The organism is Bacteroides mucinivorans (assembly GCF_034654355.2).
GTDB classification, from domain to species: Bacteria; Bacteroidota; Bacteroidia; order Bacteroidales; family Bacteroidaceae; genus Bacteroides; species Bacteroides nordii.
The window spans coordinates 937514-959901 of the sequence record NZ_CP178179.1 but is presented as its reverse complement, the minus strand read 5'-3'; the positions used below and the strand labels follow the sequence as shown (position 1 = coordinate 959901).

The 22388-nt window shown below is 39.3% G+C and carries 14 protein-coding genes; all 14 read right to left on the bottom strand.

The features are described 5' to 3' along the window. Positions 1-66: 66 nt before the first annotated feature. The 14 genes from VCM39_RS03325 to VCM39_RS03260 all read right to left on the bottom strand — a co-directional run bounded on the left by VCM39_RS03325 (position 67) and on the right by VCM39_RS03260 (position 22388). The gene (locus VCM39_RS03325) at positions 67-369 is read right to left on the bottom strand and encodes a hypothetical protein (RefSeq protein WP_221649776.1); all 303 of its coding nucleotides are present in this window, start codon (positions 367-369) and stop codon (positions 67-69) included. Positions 370-373: 4 nt separating this feature from the next. After that, a complete protein-coding gene (locus VCM39_RS03320) occupies positions 374-1975 on the bottom strand; it encodes an OstA-like protein (protein ID WP_370789498.1) in 1602 nt (533 codons plus the stop codon). A 41-nt stretch (positions 1976-2016) separates the two neighbouring features. Beyond that, positions 2017-3408, bottom strand: a complete 1392-nt coding sequence (locus tag VCM39_RS03315; protein ID WP_002562350.1) for a peptidylprolyl isomerase — start codon at positions 3406-3408, stop codon at positions 2017-2019. A gap of 9 nt (positions 3409-3417) precedes the next feature. Next, positions 3418-4263: a peptidylprolyl isomerase gene (locus VCM39_RS03310; protein ID WP_221649778.1), complete on the bottom strand. Its 846-nt coding sequence runs from the start codon at positions 4261-4263 to the stop codon at positions 3418-3420. A gap of 58 nt (positions 4264-4321) precedes the next feature. Continuing rightward, positions 4322-5869 (bottom strand): peptidylprolyl isomerase, encoded by a 1548-nt coding sequence (locus VCM39_RS03305; RefSeq protein WP_322933930.1) that lies wholly within the window; start codon positions 5867-5869, stop codon positions 4322-4324. A 216-nt stretch (positions 5870-6085) separates the two neighbouring features. Beyond that, entirely contained in the window at positions 6086-7561 is a 1476-nt protein-coding gene (gene guaB, locus VCM39_RS03300) for an IMP dehydrogenase (protein WP_221649780.1), read from the bottom strand. A gap of 128 nt (positions 7562-7689) precedes the next feature. Then, positions 7690-11028, bottom strand: coding sequence for a T9SS type A sorting domain-containing protein (locus VCM39_RS03295; RefSeq protein ID WP_322933931.1), 3339 nt, complete (start codon positions 11026-11028; stop codon positions 7690-7692). Between the two features lie 30 nt (positions 11029-11058). Beyond that, complete coding sequence (locus VCM39_RS03290) at positions 11059-12120, bottom strand: hypothetical protein (protein ID WP_322933932.1); 1062 nt, start codon at positions 12118-12120, stop codon at positions 11059-11061. Positions 12121-12217: 97 nt separating this feature from the next. Next, complete coding sequence (locus VCM39_RS03285) at positions 12218-13705, bottom strand: leucine-rich repeat domain-containing protein (RefSeq protein ID WP_322933933.1); 1488 nt, start codon at positions 13703-13705, stop codon at positions 12218-12220. A 13-nt stretch (positions 13706-13718) separates the two neighbouring features. Further along, positions 13719-15431 carry a BACON domain-containing protein gene (locus tag VCM39_RS03280; RefSeq protein WP_322933934.1) on the bottom strand — a complete coding sequence of 571 codons (1713 nt, stop codon included), beginning with the start codon at positions 15429-15431 and terminating at the stop codon, positions 13719-13721. An 11-nt stretch (positions 15432-15442) separates the two neighbouring features. After that, the gene (locus tag VCM39_RS03275) at positions 15443-18052 is read right to left on the bottom strand and encodes a DUF4458 domain-containing protein (RefSeq protein ID WP_322933935.1); all 2610 of its coding nucleotides are present in this window, start codon (positions 18050-18052) and stop codon (positions 15443-15445) included. A gap of 18 nt (positions 18053-18070) precedes the next feature. Further along, the gene (locus tag VCM39_RS03270) at positions 18071-19924 is read right to left on the bottom strand and encodes a hypothetical protein (RefSeq protein ID WP_322933936.1); all 1854 of its coding nucleotides are present in this window, start codon (positions 19922-19924) and stop codon (positions 18071-18073) included. Positions 19925-19944: 20 nt separating this feature from the next. Beyond that, entirely contained in the window at positions 19945-20847 is a 903-nt protein-coding gene (locus VCM39_RS03265) for a DUF4984 domain-containing protein (protein ID WP_221649787.1), read from the bottom strand. Between the two features lie 11 nt (positions 20848-20858). Beyond that, complete coding sequence (locus VCM39_RS03260; RefSeq protein ID WP_221649788.1) at positions 20859-22388, bottom strand: RagB/SusD family nutrient uptake outer membrane protein; 1530 nt, start codon at positions 22386-22388, stop codon at positions 20859-20861.

Genomic DNA, 22388 nt, shown 5'->3' with positions numbered 1-22388 from the left:
AATATTTAGTAGTTAGAATTTAGTAGTTAGGAGTAAGCAGGAGTTAGGACATACCTCCCTCATAAATCATAGCGCCCAACTACCGGTTTGCAAATAATGCCAAAGGAAAAGCAACAGGGCAATAATCAAAAGGATCACTCCCAGATGTACAGGTTTTCGTCCACTTTCCTTACGGCGTTTCAGATGAGTAGTTCCCTCTACGAACTTCCCACGAATATCTTCCGGAGAGAACTCTTTTTCAGATAGCATACCCAATTCGCGCTTGGCCTGCTCTTCCATTTTATCAAGCTTCTCTTTCCGCTCGTTCACGTAAATGTACTGATGATTAAAGCGACGCGGCTTTCTCATACCACTATTAAACATTCCCATAGAGCTATTTCATATTAATTAATTCACGCTTGGGCGAATTTAATGGTTTTCGGGTAGATTTACGCAATGTTTCACCCTCTTTTTTACCTCTCCATTCAAATATATCCTCTTTATTTTGAGGACGTATATAATCGAACCACACAAATGTAGGCAACCTCATTTTGTCCGAAGGAATCTGATCCATCGGATAAAGCACTCCATCCGATTTCGGACTCATGACCATCCTTTTCATTTTGCGGTCTTTCAAATGCATTGTTAACAAACTGGTTTGCGAAGTATTCATACCAATCATAGTACTATCCTCCTCTTGCGGATAGAAAATCACAAGCACATTGGCTATAACATCGACTTTCCGCATTTCCCCTTCATCAAAATACGCTTTAATTTCTTTTCCGGACACCTGGTTATAGTGCAACGAATCTTTCATCTCTACCGTCAATGCCTGGTTGATAATATGTGCCCAGTCAATCGTACTGTCATTCAGGTAGATTTTAATTTCTTCTCCCAGTAACTGCTGTCCTTCATTCCAAAGAATAGGGTCACGGTACATTGTCACACAAGAGTCTTTTGAATTATAAACCAATGAATCACAAACGCCCTGAACATCAGTTCTATACATACGAACTTTATGATAAGCCCGCATCTCACGAAACATAGAATCAGTATTCAGATAAGATGTAACCATCATCAAAGTATCAGCATGCATGAAAAGACTATCTCCTTGTGAATAGTCAATAGCGACTGCACGTTTTGTAGCAAAAGCACTGTCAGTTAGTTCATTATAGAAACAATAATCACCAGTCAGCATATTTCTATTAATGCTGTCATTCATTATCACGTTGTCAAAGGCTTCTCCATAACCTAACTTACGGTCATAAAACAGACTGTCTCCAGTCATTCGTTTCCCCTCATTGGTCAACACAGAGCGATCAAGTAACTCAGCCTGTTCCGTCAATGTATTATAAATACCCCGTTCCGAATAAATATGATTCTTTTCATTTACTATCTCAGACGGACCGAGAATAGTGGCCACTTTAGACAAAGTATTATACTTTAAAGTATCTGAGGTAAGAATAAACTGGGGATTTACTAACTTGACATCATGATTGAAAACAGACTGCTTCGTAGCAGGACTGTACTCACCCCAGTCAGAAGTAAGTACATTTTCTTCATCCATCAATGTACCACCTTCGAAATAATATCCAAGATCATAAATACGATCATAATTCAGACTATCGGTCAACAAAGTCGTATTCCGATTAATCATCTTTACGTTTTCACGAAGCTGGGCTAATTGGGATATTCCATCATAATACAGGTAATCACCATAAATAAACAATGTATCCCCCTGCTCCATACGCACATTGTTGAATGCTTCAAACGAGTTCGTATTTTCATAGATCAACGCACTGTCACAATACATATACATACTATCATGACGCAACTTTACTGAACCGATAAGCACCTGCACATCCGGACGGGCCAATTTGTCTGCCCTCCCCTCATCAGCATGCAGAAGATCCACTTTCGTTTTTTTCTTCTGAGGCTTCTGTTGTGGCTTCTGCCCCTGTGCCCAAAGAAGGTATACACCAAACAAGCATAGCATCCCCGTGAGGATGCATTTAAAAAAGAAGTTGTTAGTTCTCATTAATCTTTAATCCAACCTGGATATTTGAAATCGCAATTCTTCCAGTTTTCATCGATACGAACATACGTATGTTTCTGTTTTTCCAGAATCCACTTATGTAACATCTCCTCCCGGCGTTTAGCAATAACAATCTCTTTCAGGTTCTGATAATCTTCTGTAATCGTTGCTTTATGACCATTGATACGAGTTTTCAACTTTACAATAGCACAAATTTCTTTTCCATCTTTCTCGTTAACCATTGTAAATGCCTTCGAAATCTCACCCACGTTCAATTTATCTACCACCTTAGCCACGTCCTGTGGCAATTCCTGCATTTCAAACTTAGAAGTAGCCATGGCATCATTGGAATTAGTATTCACCATTAATCCATGATTGTTTCTTGTATCCTTATCATGAGAAAGTGCGGCGGCTGCATCATCAAAAGAGAACTTCCCGACACGAATATCATCAGCAATGGAGTCCAACCGTGCACAAGCCTCTATTAACTCCTTCTCGGAAACTTTGGGACGCAACAATATATGACGAGTATTCACACGGTCACCACGTTTTTCAATCAACTGAATAATGTGATAACCATATTCAGACTCTACAATCTTGGAAACTTTCTTAGGATCCTGCAAACCGAAAGCAACCGCTGCATAAGCCGGGTCCATCATACCTTTACCCATAAAATCGGTTTCACCGCCCCGCATAGCAGAGCCACGGTCTTCCGAGTACATACGAGCCAAAGTAGAAAATTCAGTTTCTCCCTTATTCACACGATCCGTATACTCACGCAACCTACTTTTTACATCTTCTATTTCAGTAATAGGAATTTTGGGCTGCAAAGTAACTATCTGCACCTCCACCTGAGTTGGTACATAAGGAATACTATCTTGTGGCAGATCTTTAAAGTAACGGCGCACTTCAGAAGGAGTCACTTTGATATCACCTACGAGTTTTTGTTGCATCTTTTGCACAGTAAGTCCTTCACGCGCATTTTCACGCAAGGTTTCACGTATCTGTGACGGAGTTTTATTCTGCTGTTCGAAGAAATACTCCTCCATTTTCTCTCTTGAACCCAACATCTGTATCCAGTGATTTGTCATAGCATCCACACGCTGGATAACTTCACTTTCGGGAACATCAATACTATCAAGACGCGCCTGATGCAAAAACAACTTTTGCACAGCTAACTCCTCCGGAATTACACAATAAGGATCACCATCTATTTTACGTCCTTCATACAGGGCGCTCAAACGTGCCTCTTCTACTTCCGATTTCAAAATAGCCTCATCACCTACGACCCAGACCACTTCATCAATCACGTTGTCCTGTCCGTATGCTACCACATTAGCAAGCATTACTAAGGCAAATAAAACAACAAATCTAAAGTTTACAAACTTCTTCATTCTTTGTATTTAATAATTATATATAATCTTTTTCCGATCTATGGCCCGCTTATACAAGTCATCTTTTACCTGACGCATAAAGTCAACCCGCTTTATATTAACAAGCATATCTTTTGCTTCAGGCATTGCAAACTCATAAGGCTCCTGCTCTCCTATCGCCCGATAATCACTGACGTTAAGAAAATAATAAAAAGCGGTATCTTTCAACTCCACATGCCGATTCTTGTTGATATATTCTTCCGGTGAATCTGTCTTTAAAGGAATCAAATCGAGGATATCTGCCAATGAAACCCATTTATCATAAAAGTATTCATACTTCACCGCATTCTGAAAGCTGTACTTCTCTAAATGTTCTACGGCTTCTTGTGCTTCGGATTTATACCACTTACGCACATTGGTAAGTTGTGGTGCTGTCAACGGAACTTTTATAAACAATCCTTTCACCAAAGGACGATCCAGTTTAAAAAGTTCTTTGTTTTTCTCGTAATATTCAGCAATTTCCTGTTCAGGGATATCTTTGGTAAGTCTCTGGTCGATTAATTCTTCTTGATAAGTATGCATAATCAATGCTTTACGATAATTCTCCACCAGACGGTCTATTTCTTCATTGTCAGGAATGTTATTCTGAGCCTTCTCATACAACAAAATATCCTCAGCCCAAGTGCGTATGTAATGTTCTGCGAAAAGCAAACTATCATCTTTAGTCAACCCGGCAGGAAGTACAGATTGAAGATCCTCTTTGTATAAAAAAGTTCCATTAACCTCCACCAGAGGTGTTCTTCCCCTATGATCATGCTTTTCAGCACATGATATACAGAAAAAAAGAGAAACCAGCAAGAGGCCCGTTATTCGCATTGTCAACTGAAATTATACTTATATTCAAGGTACGAAGATAATGCAATAATCGGTTATATCAGTGGTTATTAACTGTTTTTAAAACCTCTTGGTTAATTTCAACCTTACTTTCTTCGCGTAGACGCTTTATCCAAAGCGAATCAAGGAAGTTCTGATAATCGGCTGCAAGCGGCCCTCGCACTTCTGTATAGCTATCAGGACCTTTCCGTTTTTCACCAAAAACAGTAGTAAAAGGATAAGACTCCAGAGAATCAAAGCTTCCGGTTTTAAAAACCAGTTTATCTACATATTTATTATCACCTTTAGCAAACACGCCCCCTTCTACTTTTACAACTTCTACAGAATCATTAAAAGTTTTTGCTATTGTATCTGTCCATACTTCTTCAGGAAGCTTCCGGATTAATTTCTTAATCTGCTTAGCTGTTTTTTTATCGGCACAATGGACTACAACGCCCTTATAACGCGGTTCTTTCCATTTATAATTTGACTTATGAGAAGCAAAATAAGCTATCTGTCCGGGTTCATCGGCCACTGCGCATTCCCAAACCTCACGATTGCTAATCTCAAACAGCAACATTCCTTCTTTATATTCCTGCATCAACAACCGGAAAGCGGGATATTTCTGTTCCAAACGCCCATTTTCGTAATCCAATACAGTTTTTAATACAAAAGCATCTACTTGTGTTTTAAGACCTCTCGGAAATGACGCAGCAAAACGTTTAAAATCCAAACCGGTATACGAGTGATTATCTAATGTAAAGAGCGCTTTTTCTGTTTCACCCTTAGACAACAGTTCTTTCATACCTTCACCGTCCACCTGGTAGTTATATTCTTTCTTTAATTTTTCTACCATTGACTCTGTTCCTTTGTCAACTCCGAATTTACGGGTAAGCCGACGGGCTATTTCTCCCTTTATTTCTTCAAACGGAGGCAACTCTTTGGTATCAAGAACTTTTGTTATATGCATACCCTGAGGAGTAAAAAAAGGTTTAGAAATTTCTCCTTTATTCAAAGAGAAAACAACATCTTCAAACTCTTCCGGTGTCTGAAGAAACCCTACCCAAAACGGTTTCTTATCATCTGAGAACTTTTCTACATAAGTTGCAAAGTCATCCGTATTCGGTGCAGCAGATAATACTTTATAAATTGAATCCATCCGAACCTCCGTTTCATTCAGATACGATTTTGATACAGTTTGAGGAAGATATTTAAAGATATGCATCACCTGTACATAACCAGCCCGGGATTTAGCACTCATTTCATCATAAAATTGACGCACATACGCTTCTTCGGCTTCTTCATCCGTCAAATAAGATTTCGCTAATTGCCTGCGATATCCTTCCAGCTCTTCCCGAAAAGTCCGGGTGGTATCAATGCCAGCAGCTTCAGCAGCTGCAACTTTCAACTTAAAGTTGACAAAAAGATCAACATACTCATCAAGTGTTTTTGACTCTTGTTCATTAAGAGAGTTATTCTTATTATAGATATACTCAAATTCAGAACGAGTTACATCTTTTCCGTTTATCCGCATCAATACAGGATCTTGCTGTGCAACAGCAGAAAGTCCCAACAGACAAGTTACTAATAAAACCAAGTTTCTTTTCATACAAAGCTTCGTTTATATACATACGTTCTATTAAACGCTGAAAGACTGGAAAAATTGTATTTAACGATAATAAAAAACAGGACTTCCTACAGAGTAAAACAGAGTCCCACAGAGTATTATTCTTTTTCTTACCATACGATAGTAGAAAAATAACTCTGTGAGACTCCGCATCAACTCGTGGTAAACTCAGTAGCTCCCACGTTATCGAGAATTATATTATTCCGGCCGACTATAGTTAGGCGACTCGCTTGTAATTGTTACATCATGAGGATGACTTTCCATCACACCTGCATTGGTAATACGTGTAAATTTAGCATCATGTAACTTTTCAATATTCTGCGCACCACAATACCCCATACCTGCACGCAGACCACCAGTCAACTGATAAATCACTTCAAACAGTGTTCCTTTATAAGGTACACGTGCAGCAATACCTTCCGGAACAAGTTTCTTCACATCTGCTTCTCCACTCTGGAAATAACGGTCTTTCGATCCGTTTTCCATCGCTTCTAAAGAGCCCATGCCACGATATGACTTAAATTTACGTCCATTAAAAATAATAGTTTCACCCGGACTTTCTTCTGTACCGGCAACCAGAGAACCGATCATTACAGAATACCCTCCGGCTGCAAGTGCTTTTACAACATCACCTGAGTAACGAAGCCCGCCATCTGCAATCAAAGGAACACCTGTACCTTTCAAAGCTTTTGCTACATCATAGACAGCAGATAATTGAGGTACACCCACACCGGCCACTACGCGTGTTGTACAAATAGAGCCTGGTCCGATACCAACCTTTACACCATCAGCACCAGCTTCGACCAATGCTTTAGCAGCTTCTCCGGTAGCAATATTACCTACTACAATATCAATATTAGGAAAACGACTCTTTGCCTCCTTCAATTTTTCAATTACAAATTTAGAATGTCCATGAGCTGTATCAATAACAATAGCATCCACTCCGGCATCCACCAAAGCCTGCATACGTTCCATCGTATCGGCAGTCACTCCTACACCGGCAGCTACACGCAAACGCCCCTTAGAATCTTTACAAGCCATCGGTTTATCTTTTGCCTTGGTGATATCTTTGTATGTTACCAATCCAATCAGTTTGTTATCCTTATCAACTACCGGTAGCTTTTCTATCTTATATTTTTGCAGGATTTGTGCAGCAGCTTCCAAATCAGTAGACTGATTAGTAGTTACCAGCCTGTCTTTTGTCATTACTTCATCGATATGTTTATCCATATCACGTTCAAAACGAAGGTCACGGTTGGTAACAATACCAACCAGATATCTGTTATCATCCACTACCGGAATACCACCAATCTTATATTCAGCCATCAAAGCAAGCGCATCACGCACGGTGGAGCCTTTTTTGATAGTTACCGGATCATAAATCATACCATTTTCAGCACGCTTCACAGTGGCCACCTGCTTAGCCTGATCTTTTATCGGCATATTTTTATGAATAACACCAATTCCTCCTTCACGAGCTATGGCAATAGCCATTTTAGCCTCAGTAACCGTATCCATGGCGGCAGTAACAAAAGGAATTTTTAACTCAATATTTCTTGAAAACTTTGTCGAGAGCTCGACAGTGCGCGGTAAAACTTCTGAATAGGCAGGGATTAACAAAACGTCATCATACGTTAATCCATCCATTACAATCTTATCAGCAATAAATGACATAGGGCTATGCGTTTAAAATTTATTGCGTGCAAATATACGGTTTTTATTCAATACAGACAAAAATAGAAATAAAAAAATCCCCCTGCCAGAAGGCAAGAGGATTCTTTATAATATAACCAGACAAACGATTAACGAACAATCAGCTTAGCAACTGCATTTTTACCATCAGCATATACCCTGACAAAGTAAACCCCTGCTGTAATACCTTTCAGATTTACAGAAAACATAGTTGACGTTGTATATTCTTTATAAATAACTACACCTGCCATATTAATAACTTCAACCAAAGCACCATTGGTAGCCAGTTCACCTAAAGTAACCCGGAAGTTTCCGTCATTCGGATTAGGACAAACAATAATCTTATCAGAAGATTCGGTTGATTCGATTCCTGTAATCAACGAAGTACCCAGATTGAAACCATCTACAGTGAACGGGAAGAGAACAGTATAAGTTTTACCCGCTTCAATAGCTGTATTAGTCAACGTATAGGTATAAGTATATGTACCATCCCCATTATCTGTTTTGACCTTGGCCGGAGTAAATCCAATTCTGTTTCCTTCATAATAAACGAAGAAGTTTCCACTAAAATATGCCTCTTTAGTAAGAATAGTAAATTCCAGTTTATCATCTGTGGTAGTGATAGAATAAACATATCCTTCCAGAGTAGCTGCAGTTGTTACATTTCCGGCACCCAATGCATAATATTCTCCAGCCTTAGCAACAAACGGAGTTTCCAAATCATCGCCCTGAGCTTTCTTTCTTACAATTAATGAATAATCATAATCCTGATCTTCCGGCTTATCCTTTGATATAATAGCGCATATTTTTACAACTTGGTCTTTTACCAGATTTAGTGTTGTATACGCTCTTCCATACATAAAGTCTTTCACTTCTGCGGCTGTAGCTTTTGTACTACAATCATTAATCTTATAAGATACACCAGCACCTTGTCCCAATGAACTTACCAGGTAGTATTCGCCAATTTCAGGAGCAACAAATTCATACCATGTCTCACTGGCAACATCTTTGCATATCACAGTTTTATCAAAATCGATACTGATGGCTTTGTCACAAGATTCGCCTTCACCTGCTGCAGTAAACTTAGTTTTGATTACAATATCTGCTCCTTCTTCATTCTTAAACTGATAAACAGTAAACCGATATGTTTCGCCTTTGATTACAGAATAACGGTAAGTAAGCCTTCCCATCAATTCTTCAAACGACAATTTATCCTGTGTAGTACCACATTCTTTTACTATGCCACATGACCAGTGATCTCTAACCCATATTTTATCTTCCACTTCAAATTCTACAGTACCATCATCAGGAGCGGTAAATAGATACCATTCTTCCCGAGCGTCCCGGTTCTTCATTACAATATCTTCATCCAGATTAAACGGTCTCGGATAATCGCAATAATCTCCTAATGGAATATTCTCATCTTCAACAACTGTGAATGTAGCCTTATCTGTACTTGATGCCACAAATCTCATTCTATACTCTTCGCCTGCATTTACTCTCACTATACAGCTTGTAGAACCATAATTAGCAATATTCGTTGTACCGGAATTCAAAGTTATCATAGTCAATGCATCTTCCGGATAAGTAAGTTTCAACATACAATCCTGAGTAGCAATATACTTAAACCAATAATTACGTTTTTCACCACCATATTCGTTATCACCTAATTTAGCATTTAACGGATTGACTTTCGCCTCACCTGGTTTAGGATCACGCTGTACTAATTTAATAGCATCTTCAACAGCCTTAGCACTGTTCACACAGATAAGATAATTAGTTCTGGTAACATCCATTTCAAAGTATGATTTAGCACTGGCTGCCACTTCATCTATCACAGGCTCGGCATCTGAACAATCCACATAATAACTGATCGTTCCTGTCCAACCTTTATTAGAAGCCAGTTCCAACAAATTAAATGCACTATCTTCGCTCTTTGTTATAGTATAGTTATACCAGGTAGATCCTGCTTTTACAGAAAGAGCCGAAGTCGTAGAAGTGATATTAATAGGTATAATACAATCATTGCCTTCTTCAACTTCCGTAAGCTTCAAAGTTGCTTTTGTTGGACGATTATTAGTAGTTACTACATAATAAGTAGTATTGGCTTTTACTGCAAATTTATGGCTATTATTATTTTCATCTTGTACAACCATCATCGGCTTATAATCCACAGCCCCTATTTTATCTTCTCCTTCATATACAAACAATACATACTGCTCAATATCTATATTGGCAAGCCCTGTTATCGGTGCTGTAAATTGCAACCATGACATTTCCGAATAACTTGCAAAATCAGGAAAATCGTCTACATTGGTATTCTCGTTTACAGGAATAATTGTCTCTACATCCGGTTGCAAGTTGACTGCATTCTCAAAAGTTGCCCCCGGAAGGAAAAAACCTGATACTGGTACAACCAAACTGCTAATTGAAAATTGACGAGGAAACTCTGCACCTTGTCCTTCTAAGAACTCAGTAGAAGTCACAGTAAATTTCAGCACATCGCCTTCCATCAGCTTTATAGCCGAATAACCACCTACCAGATTATCATAAGCCTCCCACTCTAATACGAGATCAGGTTCTCCAACTACTCCACCTGCAAATTTCACATCATAAGCCTCAGCTTTAGAAAAGAGATAGAACATTCCATTTTGAGTAGCTGTATAACTGAATGTTTTAGAAGTAGCCACATCGTTTAAAGTAATAGCCATAGTAGTTCCATCCCAAGGTTCAGCAGGAGTATCATCATCACCGTTACCATCACCCAGTTCAAGCGGGAAAGTTACAGGATATGACTCTTCCTCTGCTGCAGTTATTGTTAATGTAATAACCCGGTCTTTAACAGCATCTACTGTTAACGTTGCGCCAGCCCAATCGTAAAGTCCCTCAGACCATGCTGCAGAACTCTGTCCTTCCCAAGTAGCCTTTATTTTTACTGCATAACTTTTTGTATCACACTTAAAAGTACATTGCTTTGATTCAGTAGGAGTAAATGTTAAAGTCATTGCATCATCAGCTCCTGTAATAGTAATATCTTTCTTTGTACCATCCCAGGCAGTATCATCCCCACTGTCTTTAACCAATTCCATTGGCACTATTATAGGGAAAAATTCTTCTCCATCAGTTACAACTGTCAACTTAATAACTTCATTAGCTTTAGCCTCAATGCTGACTGTTGCACCAAACCAACCATGAAGTGCATCAGACCACTCGGTCACCTCTCCACATACAGCTTTAATTTTTATCCCAAACTCTTGGGTATCGCTCTTAAAAGTATAAGTTTTAGCTTCAGGAGCTGTAAACTCTAAATTTATTTCATCCTCCCCGGATTCAAATCTGATAGTTCTCCACGAACCATCCCACGCCTCCGCCTTTACGGTAGATGTAGCCACTGCCATAATGTTCATCATGACAAACATTAGCAAAAAGTAGTAGTTCTTTTTTCTCATGTTACACTAAATTTTAATTAATTACTAAGTTTATTTATAAGAAAATTCTTGTTTCAAAGTCATCGTACCCTCCGGCCAATAATCATTAAAGTAGCCTTTGATGACACGCTCGGCAAAAGTCCAGTTTCCTTGCACATCCAGCTCATAAGCGTTCAAATGGACAGATGCCATATTTTCCTCGTTATCGCTCTTAGTGGCAGAGAGTAGAAAACCCTCTTCTGTATATGCATACACAGTTCTTTCTTGCACCAATCCGGCTTCATAAGCAACTTCCTTTACCTGTAACCAGGGAGAAGCATAAATCAATGATTGCTTCTGAACCATATCGGGATCATCATTGGTACGGACGGAAATTGTCATTCCAAGCAATAACCCTTTCTCTCCGAAAGCATAGACCGTTTCTTCATGCTGAAGTACCTCGTCACCTCTGATCAGCTGTTTGGTACACATTGACGGGTAAGAGTTCCGAAACAAGTACTCTGTTCGGGTAATCCCCATCCAGCTGTCAGTCTCGCAAACAGCTTTCTCTCCATCAAATTCGTATTTGAAGCCATTATCACCTTCTACCGAGACCAATCCTTTCAGCAAGAAGAGAGGTAAACCAGCAAATGATAAAGGAAAAGGTACGTATACAGCATGAGTGCCGTATTTCAATTCATAAACGACGGAAGTGCCTCCCAACTCTGTTTCGGTAACTACCGCCAGCCTCCCGGCAGAATCATATCCATAAGAATACCTCATAGCATCACCGGCAGTAGTCCATCCTCTCGTTAAGCCGGATACTACATCAGTAAATTCATTGATTGGATTATAGATTAGCAAGTGCCCTCGTTTGTCGAACAGATATTTCTTGGTTACATTGAATACTGCCAAGTCGTCGTCCGTGCTCTCTTCTGACACCTGTACATAGAGTGGATTTCCCTTAAAATTGAACAAGCTCTGATGAGTAGCCTCCCACACAACAGTTGCTTCACCATATTGCTTTTCATATGGAGTAACCGGTTGCACAATAGGGTCGTCGTCCTTACAAGCAGTAAAGACCGCACATATACAGCCTAATAGTATGGTAATAGTACAGTTTAAAGTCTTCATTCTTATTCATATATTAAAATAACTCTCTATAAAGTTGTTTCGGAAGGCCTATGGTTTCACAACGGCAGCCTTCCTAACAACTTTCTTTAAGAGAGAGTTATTTATTATTAAGCAGATAGTCCGCGTTTACTTCATAACCTTTCATTACTGCATCATATTCTTCCTGTGTCATAAACAGGAATCTCAGATTAGGTAGATTACTCCGATCTATATCAGTAGCTTTCAATCCACAATTAATCAAGCTCAACATCAATAGATTATCACTTTTCATAGTAGGAAACAACGGCAATTTATTACCATCTAATATCAGCGAATGCAGATTAGGCATCTTCTCTAATTCTTCTTTCGTCACAGATTGGATTTGATTATCAGCCATAGACAATAGTTGCATATTCTCATGCTGTACCTCTTTAGGTATAGAAGTAAAAGAACATCCATCCAATAACATGCCACGCAGATATTTACGGGTTCGGTTGCCTTCTTCACCAATTACTGTATTGGCAATGGAAGGAGGCAACGATTTCAGGTTCTTGTTGTTGCGCATATCCAACGTTGATATTTTGTACAACTGATCAAATACATCGGGGAGTTCACTTATTTCAGTATTTATAAAACGCAAGCTGACCAATTCCGTCAGATTGACAATGCTTGCCGGTATTTTGCTAACCTTCTCATTAATCACATCAATGGTTCTCAGCGTCTTAATCTCACCTATCGATTCTGGAAGTTCCGTCACTTTATTGTTTATCAGTGTCAGGTCATTCAGCTTTTTCATATCCCGGAAAGACTTTGGAAAGGTGCTAAAATTAGTATTCTCAATATAAATAGAAGCAATCCTCGATTCACCCATATTATCGGGAAGTTCTTCCAGATCGCAATTACTGATATGCAGTCCCGTCATACTCGGGAAGTTGATGATCGCCCGGGACAGTTTTTTCATATGTTTGAATTCAGGCAAATTCCCGTCGCCGTCAATATCCAAATCGGTAATATAAAGCAGATTTCCATAATCATCCGTCTCAAACGAGAGTCCGGCCCAGGTATCCAGAGTTTCTTCCACATCCCAAGAAGGTGGCCACTTACTTCTATCATCCCCCAATACCTCTTTACAAATAGCAAAAAGCACGTTGGTATAGTTGTTAGTAGGATCAACAACTGTTTTTACCTTCACCGGTAAAATATATTCCTGCAGTTCTCCTACTTTCACATCAAACTCATTATCTTCTGTCAAAGTAATATCCAGATTTTCAATTAAATTAGCATCCTTACCAAAAGCCCGATAACTTAAAAGCTTATAATGTCCTTCCTCTAATCTTACTTTTTCAGTAGACAATAATTCAGTGTTTCCCGTAAGCGGGCAACTGGGTAGTTCTATTTTTACCCCGTCTTTCTCTAACACAATCTTTACGGTAGCAATATCATCCAGATCGGCCAATGTATAGGTTGTTATCTTGGTAAACTGGAAACAAATTTCTCCCTGATTGGGCAACAAAGCATCCTTATCATCCTCTTTACAAGCCGAAATTAAGACCAGTAAAAAACAAGCTGTCCAGACAATCGCCAGTATATTCTTAATCTTCCTCATAATCATTTTAGTTTTAATCATCTATTTCACCCCAGTTTCCATCCAATGAAAGCTTGGGATATTGTTTCTTACTTGCATCATAATAGTGAAACCATCTAAAGGTGCGATCAAACGAAGATGGAGTCAGAGCCGTGTTGTTCGTATTCTCTTCCCAATCAGGACACGGAGTTTCTATGAAATCCGGTTCATTATCGAAACCAACACGCCGGTTCTTACTATCCCTGCCATTGTAAGTCTGGTTAAAGACTAATGTATAGGGGTCCCAACATTTCAATCGTTTATGCTTCAATATCCACTCGGGAATCATACCCGACAGATAATTCAGATTCAATGACAAAGCCCTTAATTGCGGCATCACATCAGTTACGCCTTCCATAGCTGGAATAGAGCCTTCAAAATAGTTGTATGACAGGTGAATATAAGCCACCCGTTTCAACCGGAATAAACGATCCGGAAGTTCACCACCCAAGCCAATGCTGTCTTTTTTGTTCGTAAAAAGATTACTACCGGCTTCGTAATGACGACAATTACTCAAGTTCACATAAAGCAAACTATCCTTATCCAAAGCCTCAATAATATCCATCGGAAATTCCTGTAAAGGATTGCCGGTCATTTCCAGTTCCTTCAATTTCTTCAGATTAGTCATCCGGGCAGGAAGTGAATTAATTCCATAGCCTATAAAGGCAAGGTTCTCCAAACTATCCAGATAGGTCACGTCATCCTCCAGCTTAATAGACTTGCGATAACTATTTTCATTACCCGTAAAAACCAATGTTTTCAACTGATTTAAATAACGAATCTGGAAAGGAATACTATTATCCGTATTAAATATATAAAAGTTTACCCCAACGACACGCAGTTCGGTTGTATCCCGTACAAAATCACCATCCACATATTTATAGTCAACCTCTTCCGTCTTTACATTATTCCAGTAAATCATCGGTTGACTTACGTCCCATACAGTATAACACTTCATCATGCGGCTGATAGCCAATAAGGCAAGTGAATCTCCCCGACGTGACGGAACTATTCTTTCTGATTTCTTCTGACGGAAAGTGAATGTTTTTTCTATAGGTATTTCACCCTCTTTTGCATCTGTCTGGCGAAACGTAAATTTAGCCACCCGATCCGCATCCGACTGTGTGTAAATGTCGAAATCGAAACGTACCTTATCCGGACGAGGTACTGAAGCGACCTTTTTCTCCGGAACACTCACACGTACCCATTTCTGGGCAGCATCAACCGGTATTACTTCATACTTAACATTTGAAGTAACATTCAACTCAGTAAACATCTTTTCGTAATCTACAAAATCCTCTACTTCAACCTCCTCTTTATCCAACTTTATGATTTTCTCATAACCATACTGGAACACCTTTACCTGAGAGGCTTTGGAACCGGAACGGAATGTAATAACCGCTTCCCGTTCTTTATACAAATAGCTGGTATCTACACGCAATTCACAAATCGTGGAAGCATTGCCATTGGCAGGTGATACCATGCACCACTCTGCATTCGATTCTACATACCAATCCTGATCTGCGGACAGATTGACAGCATATGTATCACCACAATCAGGAACAACAAACTCTGATTCTTCTTCGCTTACTCCAAAAAAAGAAGACTGAATATCGTCATCGTCCTTGCAAGAGAAGAGAGCAACTATCCCCAGGCTGATTAACAGGAAAACCTGGATATTTCTATTTTTATATCTGATTGATTTCATCTTCTTTGTCATTAGTTGTTAACATTTGTAATATCCTGAGTCTCATCATAAACCAGTAGGAATGAGCCATCATTCATACGAGCAATAATCGCTGAGGGAACAGTCATCTTGATATTCGGATTATCCGAAACATCAAACTTATTAAGATTGTCCGGGAAAGTTTGTATCATACGCAGGTCATTACCGGAAACCTCCAACACCTTCAAAGCCATGTGCTGATCCAAACCTGTGGGCCACTCAACCAATGTACGTTTGAATTTCTTCTGAGCGGCATCGGTATAATATCCCTGAGAATTAAGAATCAACTGATTGAGGCTATTCACATATAAGATATTGACAGGGAATGCAACAAAACGATTCTGGCTCAAATCTATTCCGGAGAAGTGAGGCAGATATTCCGAATTGAATTCATTCGGCATAGATTTTATCTTATTACCTGCCAGTTCCAATGCCTCCAGTGCTTTCAGGTTCTTAAACGACTCAAATGAAACCTCCGTTATTTCATTATAAGACAGACGAAGGAAGTTAATCACCGACGAATGTTGGGAGAATTCAACTGGCAACTTGGCAAATCTGTTAGAACATAGATTAAGCTTCTCTGCACGTACCCCTTTAAAACCTGGTTCAAAACCATCAATCTGGTTGACAGACAGGTCTATCTCCTCAATGGAATATTTACCATCATTTTTCATGTTAGACAACAATACCGGAAACTTCTTCAACTTATTACAAGAAGCCGAGAATAGCTCTAAATCATTTGTAATACAGAAATTATTAGGAATTGGATTACTTCCGGCTCCCAGAGCTTCATTTCCCAGTTCATTGCAATCAACCATAAACTGAACAGGAGATATATTGCCAAGGGGAGGAAGTTCAACCAACTTGTTATAAGCCAAGTCGAGCATTCCCAGTTTTTTCATATTACGAATACTGAATGGCAATTTTGTTAACTTATTATCATTCAGATACAACAGTTGAACCGTCCCCTGTGATTTTCCATTCGTAAAGAAGTCATCCAGATTCTTATAAGTCGATTCTAAATCAAGATTCCCATTCATGGAAAAGTTTAAAGAAATCAGATTGGGCAATTGTTTCAACTGTTCCGGAAAGGTAGTCATCCGGCTGTTATAGATTTCAAGATCTGTAAGATTTTCCAGTTTGCCAAATGATTCCGGTAACTCTTCTATATAGCCATTTGCTATGTAAACCATAGTCAATGTACCTGCCAGCTCGCCGATACGTTCAGAAATACCTGTAATACGGTTTGACATGGAACCTTTATTCTTACCAGCATATTTGGTATATACGACAGGACGTACATTTCTGCTTTCATACTTTAATTTTGAAGCTACCTGAAGCTGCGCCCTTCTCAAAACAAACCTTTCACGTGCAATGTCCATACGATGTGCACGTACATCCACTCCTTCACGGGCAAGCAAGTAAGAGCTAAGAATACCTTCCATCCCTTCATCTCCAACAATAGCACCTGTCTCATCATGATTTCCAAGATACAACATTTCGAGCTGAGTTAAATCTCCGATAGCATCGGGTACAAAACCTTTAGGATTGAAACTTCCCAAATTCAAAGAAGTAACCCTGCCATTACTGCCAAGCCCTACCCCTGGCTGATCTCCCCACATGTCGATAGGACGCGGGGTACCGTCGGCAAACTTAAACACCCAGTTTGAACCTATATTATAACCTTCACCGTTCCATGACCACTCTTCACCACCCATTGCCTTCCATATGTTATACAAAGCAATGTAATCACGAATCGCTGCCGTCTCATATAGTTTCACATCTACCGTATCACGTAAAAGCTTAAAATGTTCAATCTTTACATTCTGCTCTTTGTCCATTGCATAGATCAGCTCCTTGTTTTTATTATACAATTTATAATGAGACAGAACATAATCTCCCTGTTTCATCTGAATCGTATCGGTAGAAAACAGCTGAGCTTTCTTTTCCTTTTTTGCCTTTACCGGATAGCTCTCAATATAACTAATGCCATTATTTGAATACTTGAATGTGAATACTGCCGAAGCAATGTCTTCATATTTCACCCTACTGTTATCAACAGTGGCGCGGGAAAGAGGAGACTCAATAGCCGACAAATCTTTTCCAAATACCGCTGCATATTTACCATACAAAACAGCTTCCAATGCAAAGTCAACCTCTGTCAGACGATCATTCTCTATCCGGAAACGAACCTCCTCGTCAGGCGTCCCCGACTGTAAGATTTCAGCTTGTCCGTCTACCACCTCATCTCCATAAACAACAAAATAAGTGATCTTATAGGTACCGGGCATCAACTGCACCGGTACAGTAGATAATCCAAATTCAGCACCTTCCTCACTGACAGACTTCGGCATCAATGCCATACTGAAAGATTGATTATCGGCAGACGTCAAGGTAACCTGAATCTTACGTACATCTTTCAGATAGCTGAGTTCCTTTCCGCTATCCAGCGCGCGGGAGTCCGCACCCTTCTTATGCAACTGAAGCTGCATATATCCGTAACCTTCCTGAGAAGCGGCTATTTCATCATCAGAACAACTTCCGACCAAAACAAGTCCCAGAAAAGCAACAAACACCCCTAATATTTGATATAATAACTTCATTATTAACAGTATATTTAATTATTGAAATGGTTGTTTAATATAAAAAGTAAACATCGTAAAGGTATTGTCACTACCATCTTCCGGATTAATACCTCTAAATGCCTTGAACTCAATCTTGATTACACGATCCCGTTTATCCTTGTTTTTTCCTACGGCAAGTACGAACTTCGTTAAATCGACCACTCCATCTTTCATTTTAAACTCAATATTTACATCATTAGGAACAAAAGTACGTGGGTTCTCAACTCCTGTTACGACTTCTGTCACATCTAACCGGGATGTAAAAATTTTCACTGCATCAGAAAGCATATCAAAAGATTTGGTTTCACCTGCTGCCGGAAAGGTGATTGTTGCTCCATTTTCAATACCGGTTACGCTCATCTTATACTCCAGAAAAGCATTTTTTTGCCGTATATATGACCCTATATACTGACTCTTCAAAGTAGTAGAAACCGGATCTTCAAACAAATCATCAAAACTTACCGAATTGGGAACAATAAACAGGTAAGCCTCTCTATCTTCTCCCATCGAAGTAATCTTATTCATATCATCTTCGTCACCACGCTGATTGGCTGCCAGATAAAGTTCTTTTGTGTATACCCCATTGGATGTCTTATCTTTGGAAGAATCGCCCACATGCAGAGTAGCCCAATGAACAGCTGTCCGTTCAAGTGCACCGTTCACACATTTACATAAAAGTAACTTGAATGGTGCATCGGTTACATCTGTATAATTTTTACCTGTTTCAATCATAAATGGCAATTCGAGTATCCGTGCCGTACCAGGTATCGGATCAAATGCAAAATCATTTCCATACGGGTCAAATGCCGGAAACTCAAAATTATGATTAATATAATCATCACTAATTCCGGCAAAGTGGATAGGAATAGTAATCAGTTGCTTGGAACGAATATCCGATAATATAATCACATCTTCTTTTTCTGACGCAGGAATCATACCGTCAGCTATGCGCACTTCTACATATAAAGGATTCGTAGCCAACGTTCCCGATACAGTAATATTAGTAGGCTGAGGAGTAGACAGCCATTCTGGCAATTCCAATTTCCACTGGATATTTGAAGAAACATACAGAGGGGCCATATAGACTCCAGGGGTAGCGGGGTCTATCAACAATTCCAACTTTTCAACTGCAGCGTCCATTTCTTCTGTCAGATAAGCTTTACATTCAGCTGTAGCTTTCACTGAAATATATTTTAGAGTAGTACCAGCCTTAATATTGAACCCACCCTCCAGAACCATTGATTCAAAATCGGTAAACAGTACTTTCACTTCTAACTTCTTAGTAGTAATCTGGTCAGACTGATGTTCGTCTATAAAAGAGAAAAGTATTCCACTGGTTGCATCAACCAGCTCCCAAGCTTGATCAGAACTTACAGTCAACGTATCTACAAAGTACTCTCCAACATTATCTGCCTCTAAAACCAAGCTTTCTGTGTCAACCACGAGACTGGCCCCTTTGCCCAATTGAGAGATCTTCACTACATATACCGTTTCATCTCCAACAACTGATATACGGAGTTCCGCTGTACGTACCTGTGCTTCCAGGTTTGTTCTCAAAGGTTGTATGGTAATTTCCGCTTTGCCTTTACTTCCTTTAGTTTGTGAAGCCGAGAAAAACACACTGCCACCTTCCGAAAAAGAAGCCGTCCATTCATTTCCTGCTTCGAAAGAGAAGGTTGTCTCCTGTTCTCCTTTTTCACTTACAAAAACTATATCTTCAACATCAAACGTTGTTTTTCCCTGCACCTCCGGTGATTCTTCCTTATCATCCGAGCAGGCTACAATGGCAAAGGTCATTACGAGTAACGCCCAATAGCCCAACCGATTTTTCAAATGGGTAATTGTATTCATATTTTCTTTCTTTTAATCGATTATTTCTTCAATGAATATCCCTTAGGCTGTACTTTAATGTCATAAGGAGGAGTAATACCGTTCTTTTCTGCTTCAGCCTCATAAGGGCTAATCCACTCAAATATATACAGGTACGTTCCAAATGAACCCACTTTAGGAAGGAATATATTCAAATAGAGAACTACTCCTCTATCTGCTGTTATGAAAAAGCTCGGATTACTTGCCACCGATTGTGCAAAAACTAACCCATATCCTGCGTCAAGAAACGCTTCCTGTTCCACAACAGTTACTCCATCATTCATCGGTTCCTCATCCGACGCATTAAATTTGACCTTTAAATCATAACTGTCGTCAAAGGGTGCCTTGATAAGTATAGTATGATCGTCTACTTTCTCGCTTTTCACTAAAAAACTCTTTGAGTCCTCACTGAATGGGAATGTACATGTCATACGCAGATCACCTATGTAATCATTTATATTAAACGGATAACATTTAAATAAAAAAATATTTGTCTTATTCCCATACAGGTTCATCGTTTCATTCTTATCACTGATTAGTTTCAAAGTCACTGCCAGGCTATCTGTACGATTCATATTATCAAAATACCCCTTTATCGTTACAGTTCCTGTCCGCTCACCCGATTTTATCAAAACATTCTTATTCAAAAGCTCAAAATGATATCCTTCAATGGCATTCGTATGATCTACATCTACACTAACTACATAATTCCGGTCATAATCCGTTGCCTGAGTGGCAGCAACCACAACATCAAAAGTTCTTTCCGAATTCACCGTCACAGGCATTACCATGGCAGAATCGGTAAACATGACATACGAAGCATCTGAATAAAGCACCTCTTTACTGTCACAACCTACCAGTAGAATTGCAAACAGTGTACATAAACTATATATACTTTTCTTCATAATCATCTCTCTTATTTATTGCTTTCATTTGGTTTAACCAATCCCATCGAAGCATCAAGTTCATGTTTCGGGATAGGCCATATAAAAGCCGGATTGTCTTTTCCTATTTTCAATGAATTATTTAAAGCTCCATCTATCGTTCCGGTTTGGGGCGTACGTTCAAAACCCAAATTCCAACGCTTCAAATCAGACAAACGGAAACCTTCCATAAATAATTCTTTTGCACGTTCATCCTGAATTGCTTTCATCAGTTTATCCTGAGTATAGGATGCACTGCCATAATCTGCAATACGCGCTCTTCTCAACTTAGTCAAATCATTATTGGCCTCTTTAGTCTTTCCCAATTGTGCATAAGCCTCAGCGCGGTTCAAAAAGACTTCAGCATAACGCAATACTTTAGGCATATTTGTATAATACTTACCAACACCGGCATCAATATCCGCATTACCCAAATATTTGATAACAATAGGCCAGGTTAATCCATGAGAATATCCGGTCTTAATGGAATAAAAGAAAGCAGAATAGCGCATATCATTTGCACTATATGAATCGAGTAACCATTTTGCCGGTACATAATCGGGCAGATAAGCCACATTATTATAATTCAGGAAAATTGTTCCCAAAGCTCCGCCTCTATCCGTCGTACTCATTTGTACACGCCAGATCACTTCATCACCTTCATCATATTTCCACATCCGTTGATAGTCGGTCATCGTATTACCAGTTTCTTCATCTACCCATTTTGCTTTCATTGCATCGGCCAAGGTATATACTTTAGAGTCAACTACCTTTGTAGCATACTCTATCACCTTTTCCCAATTCTTCATATGAAGAAAAACTCTTGTTTTCAAAGTCTGCACGGCTCCTATTGTAATCCACTGCGTATCTGCTCCCTTACGGGTTGCATATTTCTCCGCTTGTTCCAGATCGCTTAATACTTGCTTATAAGAATCGGCTAATGAAGAACGAGGTTCAATAGAACTGTCTTCACCCTCTTTGCGATAGCGCAAATACAAAGAAACTCCCAGCTGGTTTTCCGCATTATCCGGATCATAAGCCTCACAATACATACGTATCAAATCAGAATAAGCTAACGCACGGAAAAAATAAACATCCCCTTCATATTTCTTGAAAGTAGTTTTATCAGCCTCTGTTGTTAGTTTACTATATACTTCATCTTTATGATCCATAAAGAAATTACAACGGGCTATCACTTGATACAAACCCGAATACACCGACTCAATGCTGGTATCACTATCCCGGAAATCCCAACGATACATCGGGCCATATACATTTGTATACCCTTTAACAGCATATACCAGATCAGTCTGTACATCGGGGGCCAAGGTCAAAGTTCCGCTATACAGAGCCGAGTTCTTAAAACTACTGTAAATACCGATTACAATCTGTTCACTGGACACCAGATCGGTCATCGATTCTTCTTCGGGCACAGCTGTATCCGGGTATCTGTCCAGAAAATCACTGCAGGAGGACATTCCACACAATAGTGCCACTAATACATATATTCTTATCTTTTTCAT

Excerpts from the sequence above, each read along its gene's own strand:
- VCM39_RS03325 (WP_221649776.1), bottom strand. The coding sequence starts at position 369 with ATGGGAATGTTTAATAGTGGTATGAGAAAGCCGCGTCGCTTTAATCAT.
- VCM39_RS03320 (WP_370789498.1), bottom strand. The coding sequence starts at position 1,975 with ATGCTATGCTTGTTTGGTGTATACCTTCTTTGGGCACAGGGGCAGAAG.
- VCM39_RS03315 (WP_002562350.1), bottom strand. The coding sequence starts at position 3,408 with ATGAAGAAGTTTGTAAACTTTAGATTTGTTGTTTTATTTGCCTTAGTA.
- VCM39_RS03310 (WP_221649778.1), bottom strand. The coding sequence starts at position 4,263 with ATGCGAATAACGGGCCTCTTGCTGGTTTCTCTTTTTTTCTGTATATCA.
- VCM39_RS03305 (WP_322933930.1), bottom strand. The coding sequence starts at position 5,869 with ATGAAAAGAAACTTGGTTTTATTAGTAACTTGTCTGTTGGGACTTTCT.
- guaB (WP_221649780.1), bottom strand. The coding sequence starts at position 7,561 with ATGTCATTTATTGCTGATAAGATTGTAATGGATGGATTAACGTATGAT.
- VCM39_RS03295 (WP_322933931.1), bottom strand. The coding sequence starts at position 11,028 with ATGAGAAAAAAGAACTACTACTTTTTGCTAATGTTTGTCATGATGAAC.
- VCM39_RS03290 (WP_322933932.1), bottom strand. The coding sequence starts at position 12,120 with ATGAAGACTTTAAACTGTACTATTACCATACTATTAGGCTGTATATGT.
- VCM39_RS03285 (WP_322933933.1), bottom strand. The coding sequence starts at position 13,705 with ATGAGGAAGATTAAGAATATACTGGCGATTGTCTGGACAGCTTGTTTT.
- VCM39_RS03280 (WP_322933934.1), bottom strand. The coding sequence starts at position 15,431 with ATGAAATCAATCAGATATAAAAATAGAAATATCCAGGTTTTCCTGTTA.
- VCM39_RS03275 (WP_322933935.1), bottom strand. The coding sequence starts at position 18,052 with ATGAAGTTATTATATCAAATATTAGGGGTGTTTGTTGCTTTTCTGGGA.
- VCM39_RS03270 (WP_322933936.1), bottom strand. The coding sequence starts at position 19,924 with ATGAATACAATTACCCATTTGAAAAATCGGTTGGGCTATTGGGCGTTA.
- VCM39_RS03265 (WP_221649787.1), bottom strand. The coding sequence starts at position 20,847 with ATGAAGAAAAGTATATATAGTTTATGTACACTGTTTGCAATTCTACTG.
- VCM39_RS03260 (WP_221649788.1), bottom strand. The coding sequence starts at position 22,388 with ATGAAAAAGATAAGAATATATGTATTAGTGGCACTATTGTGTGGAATG.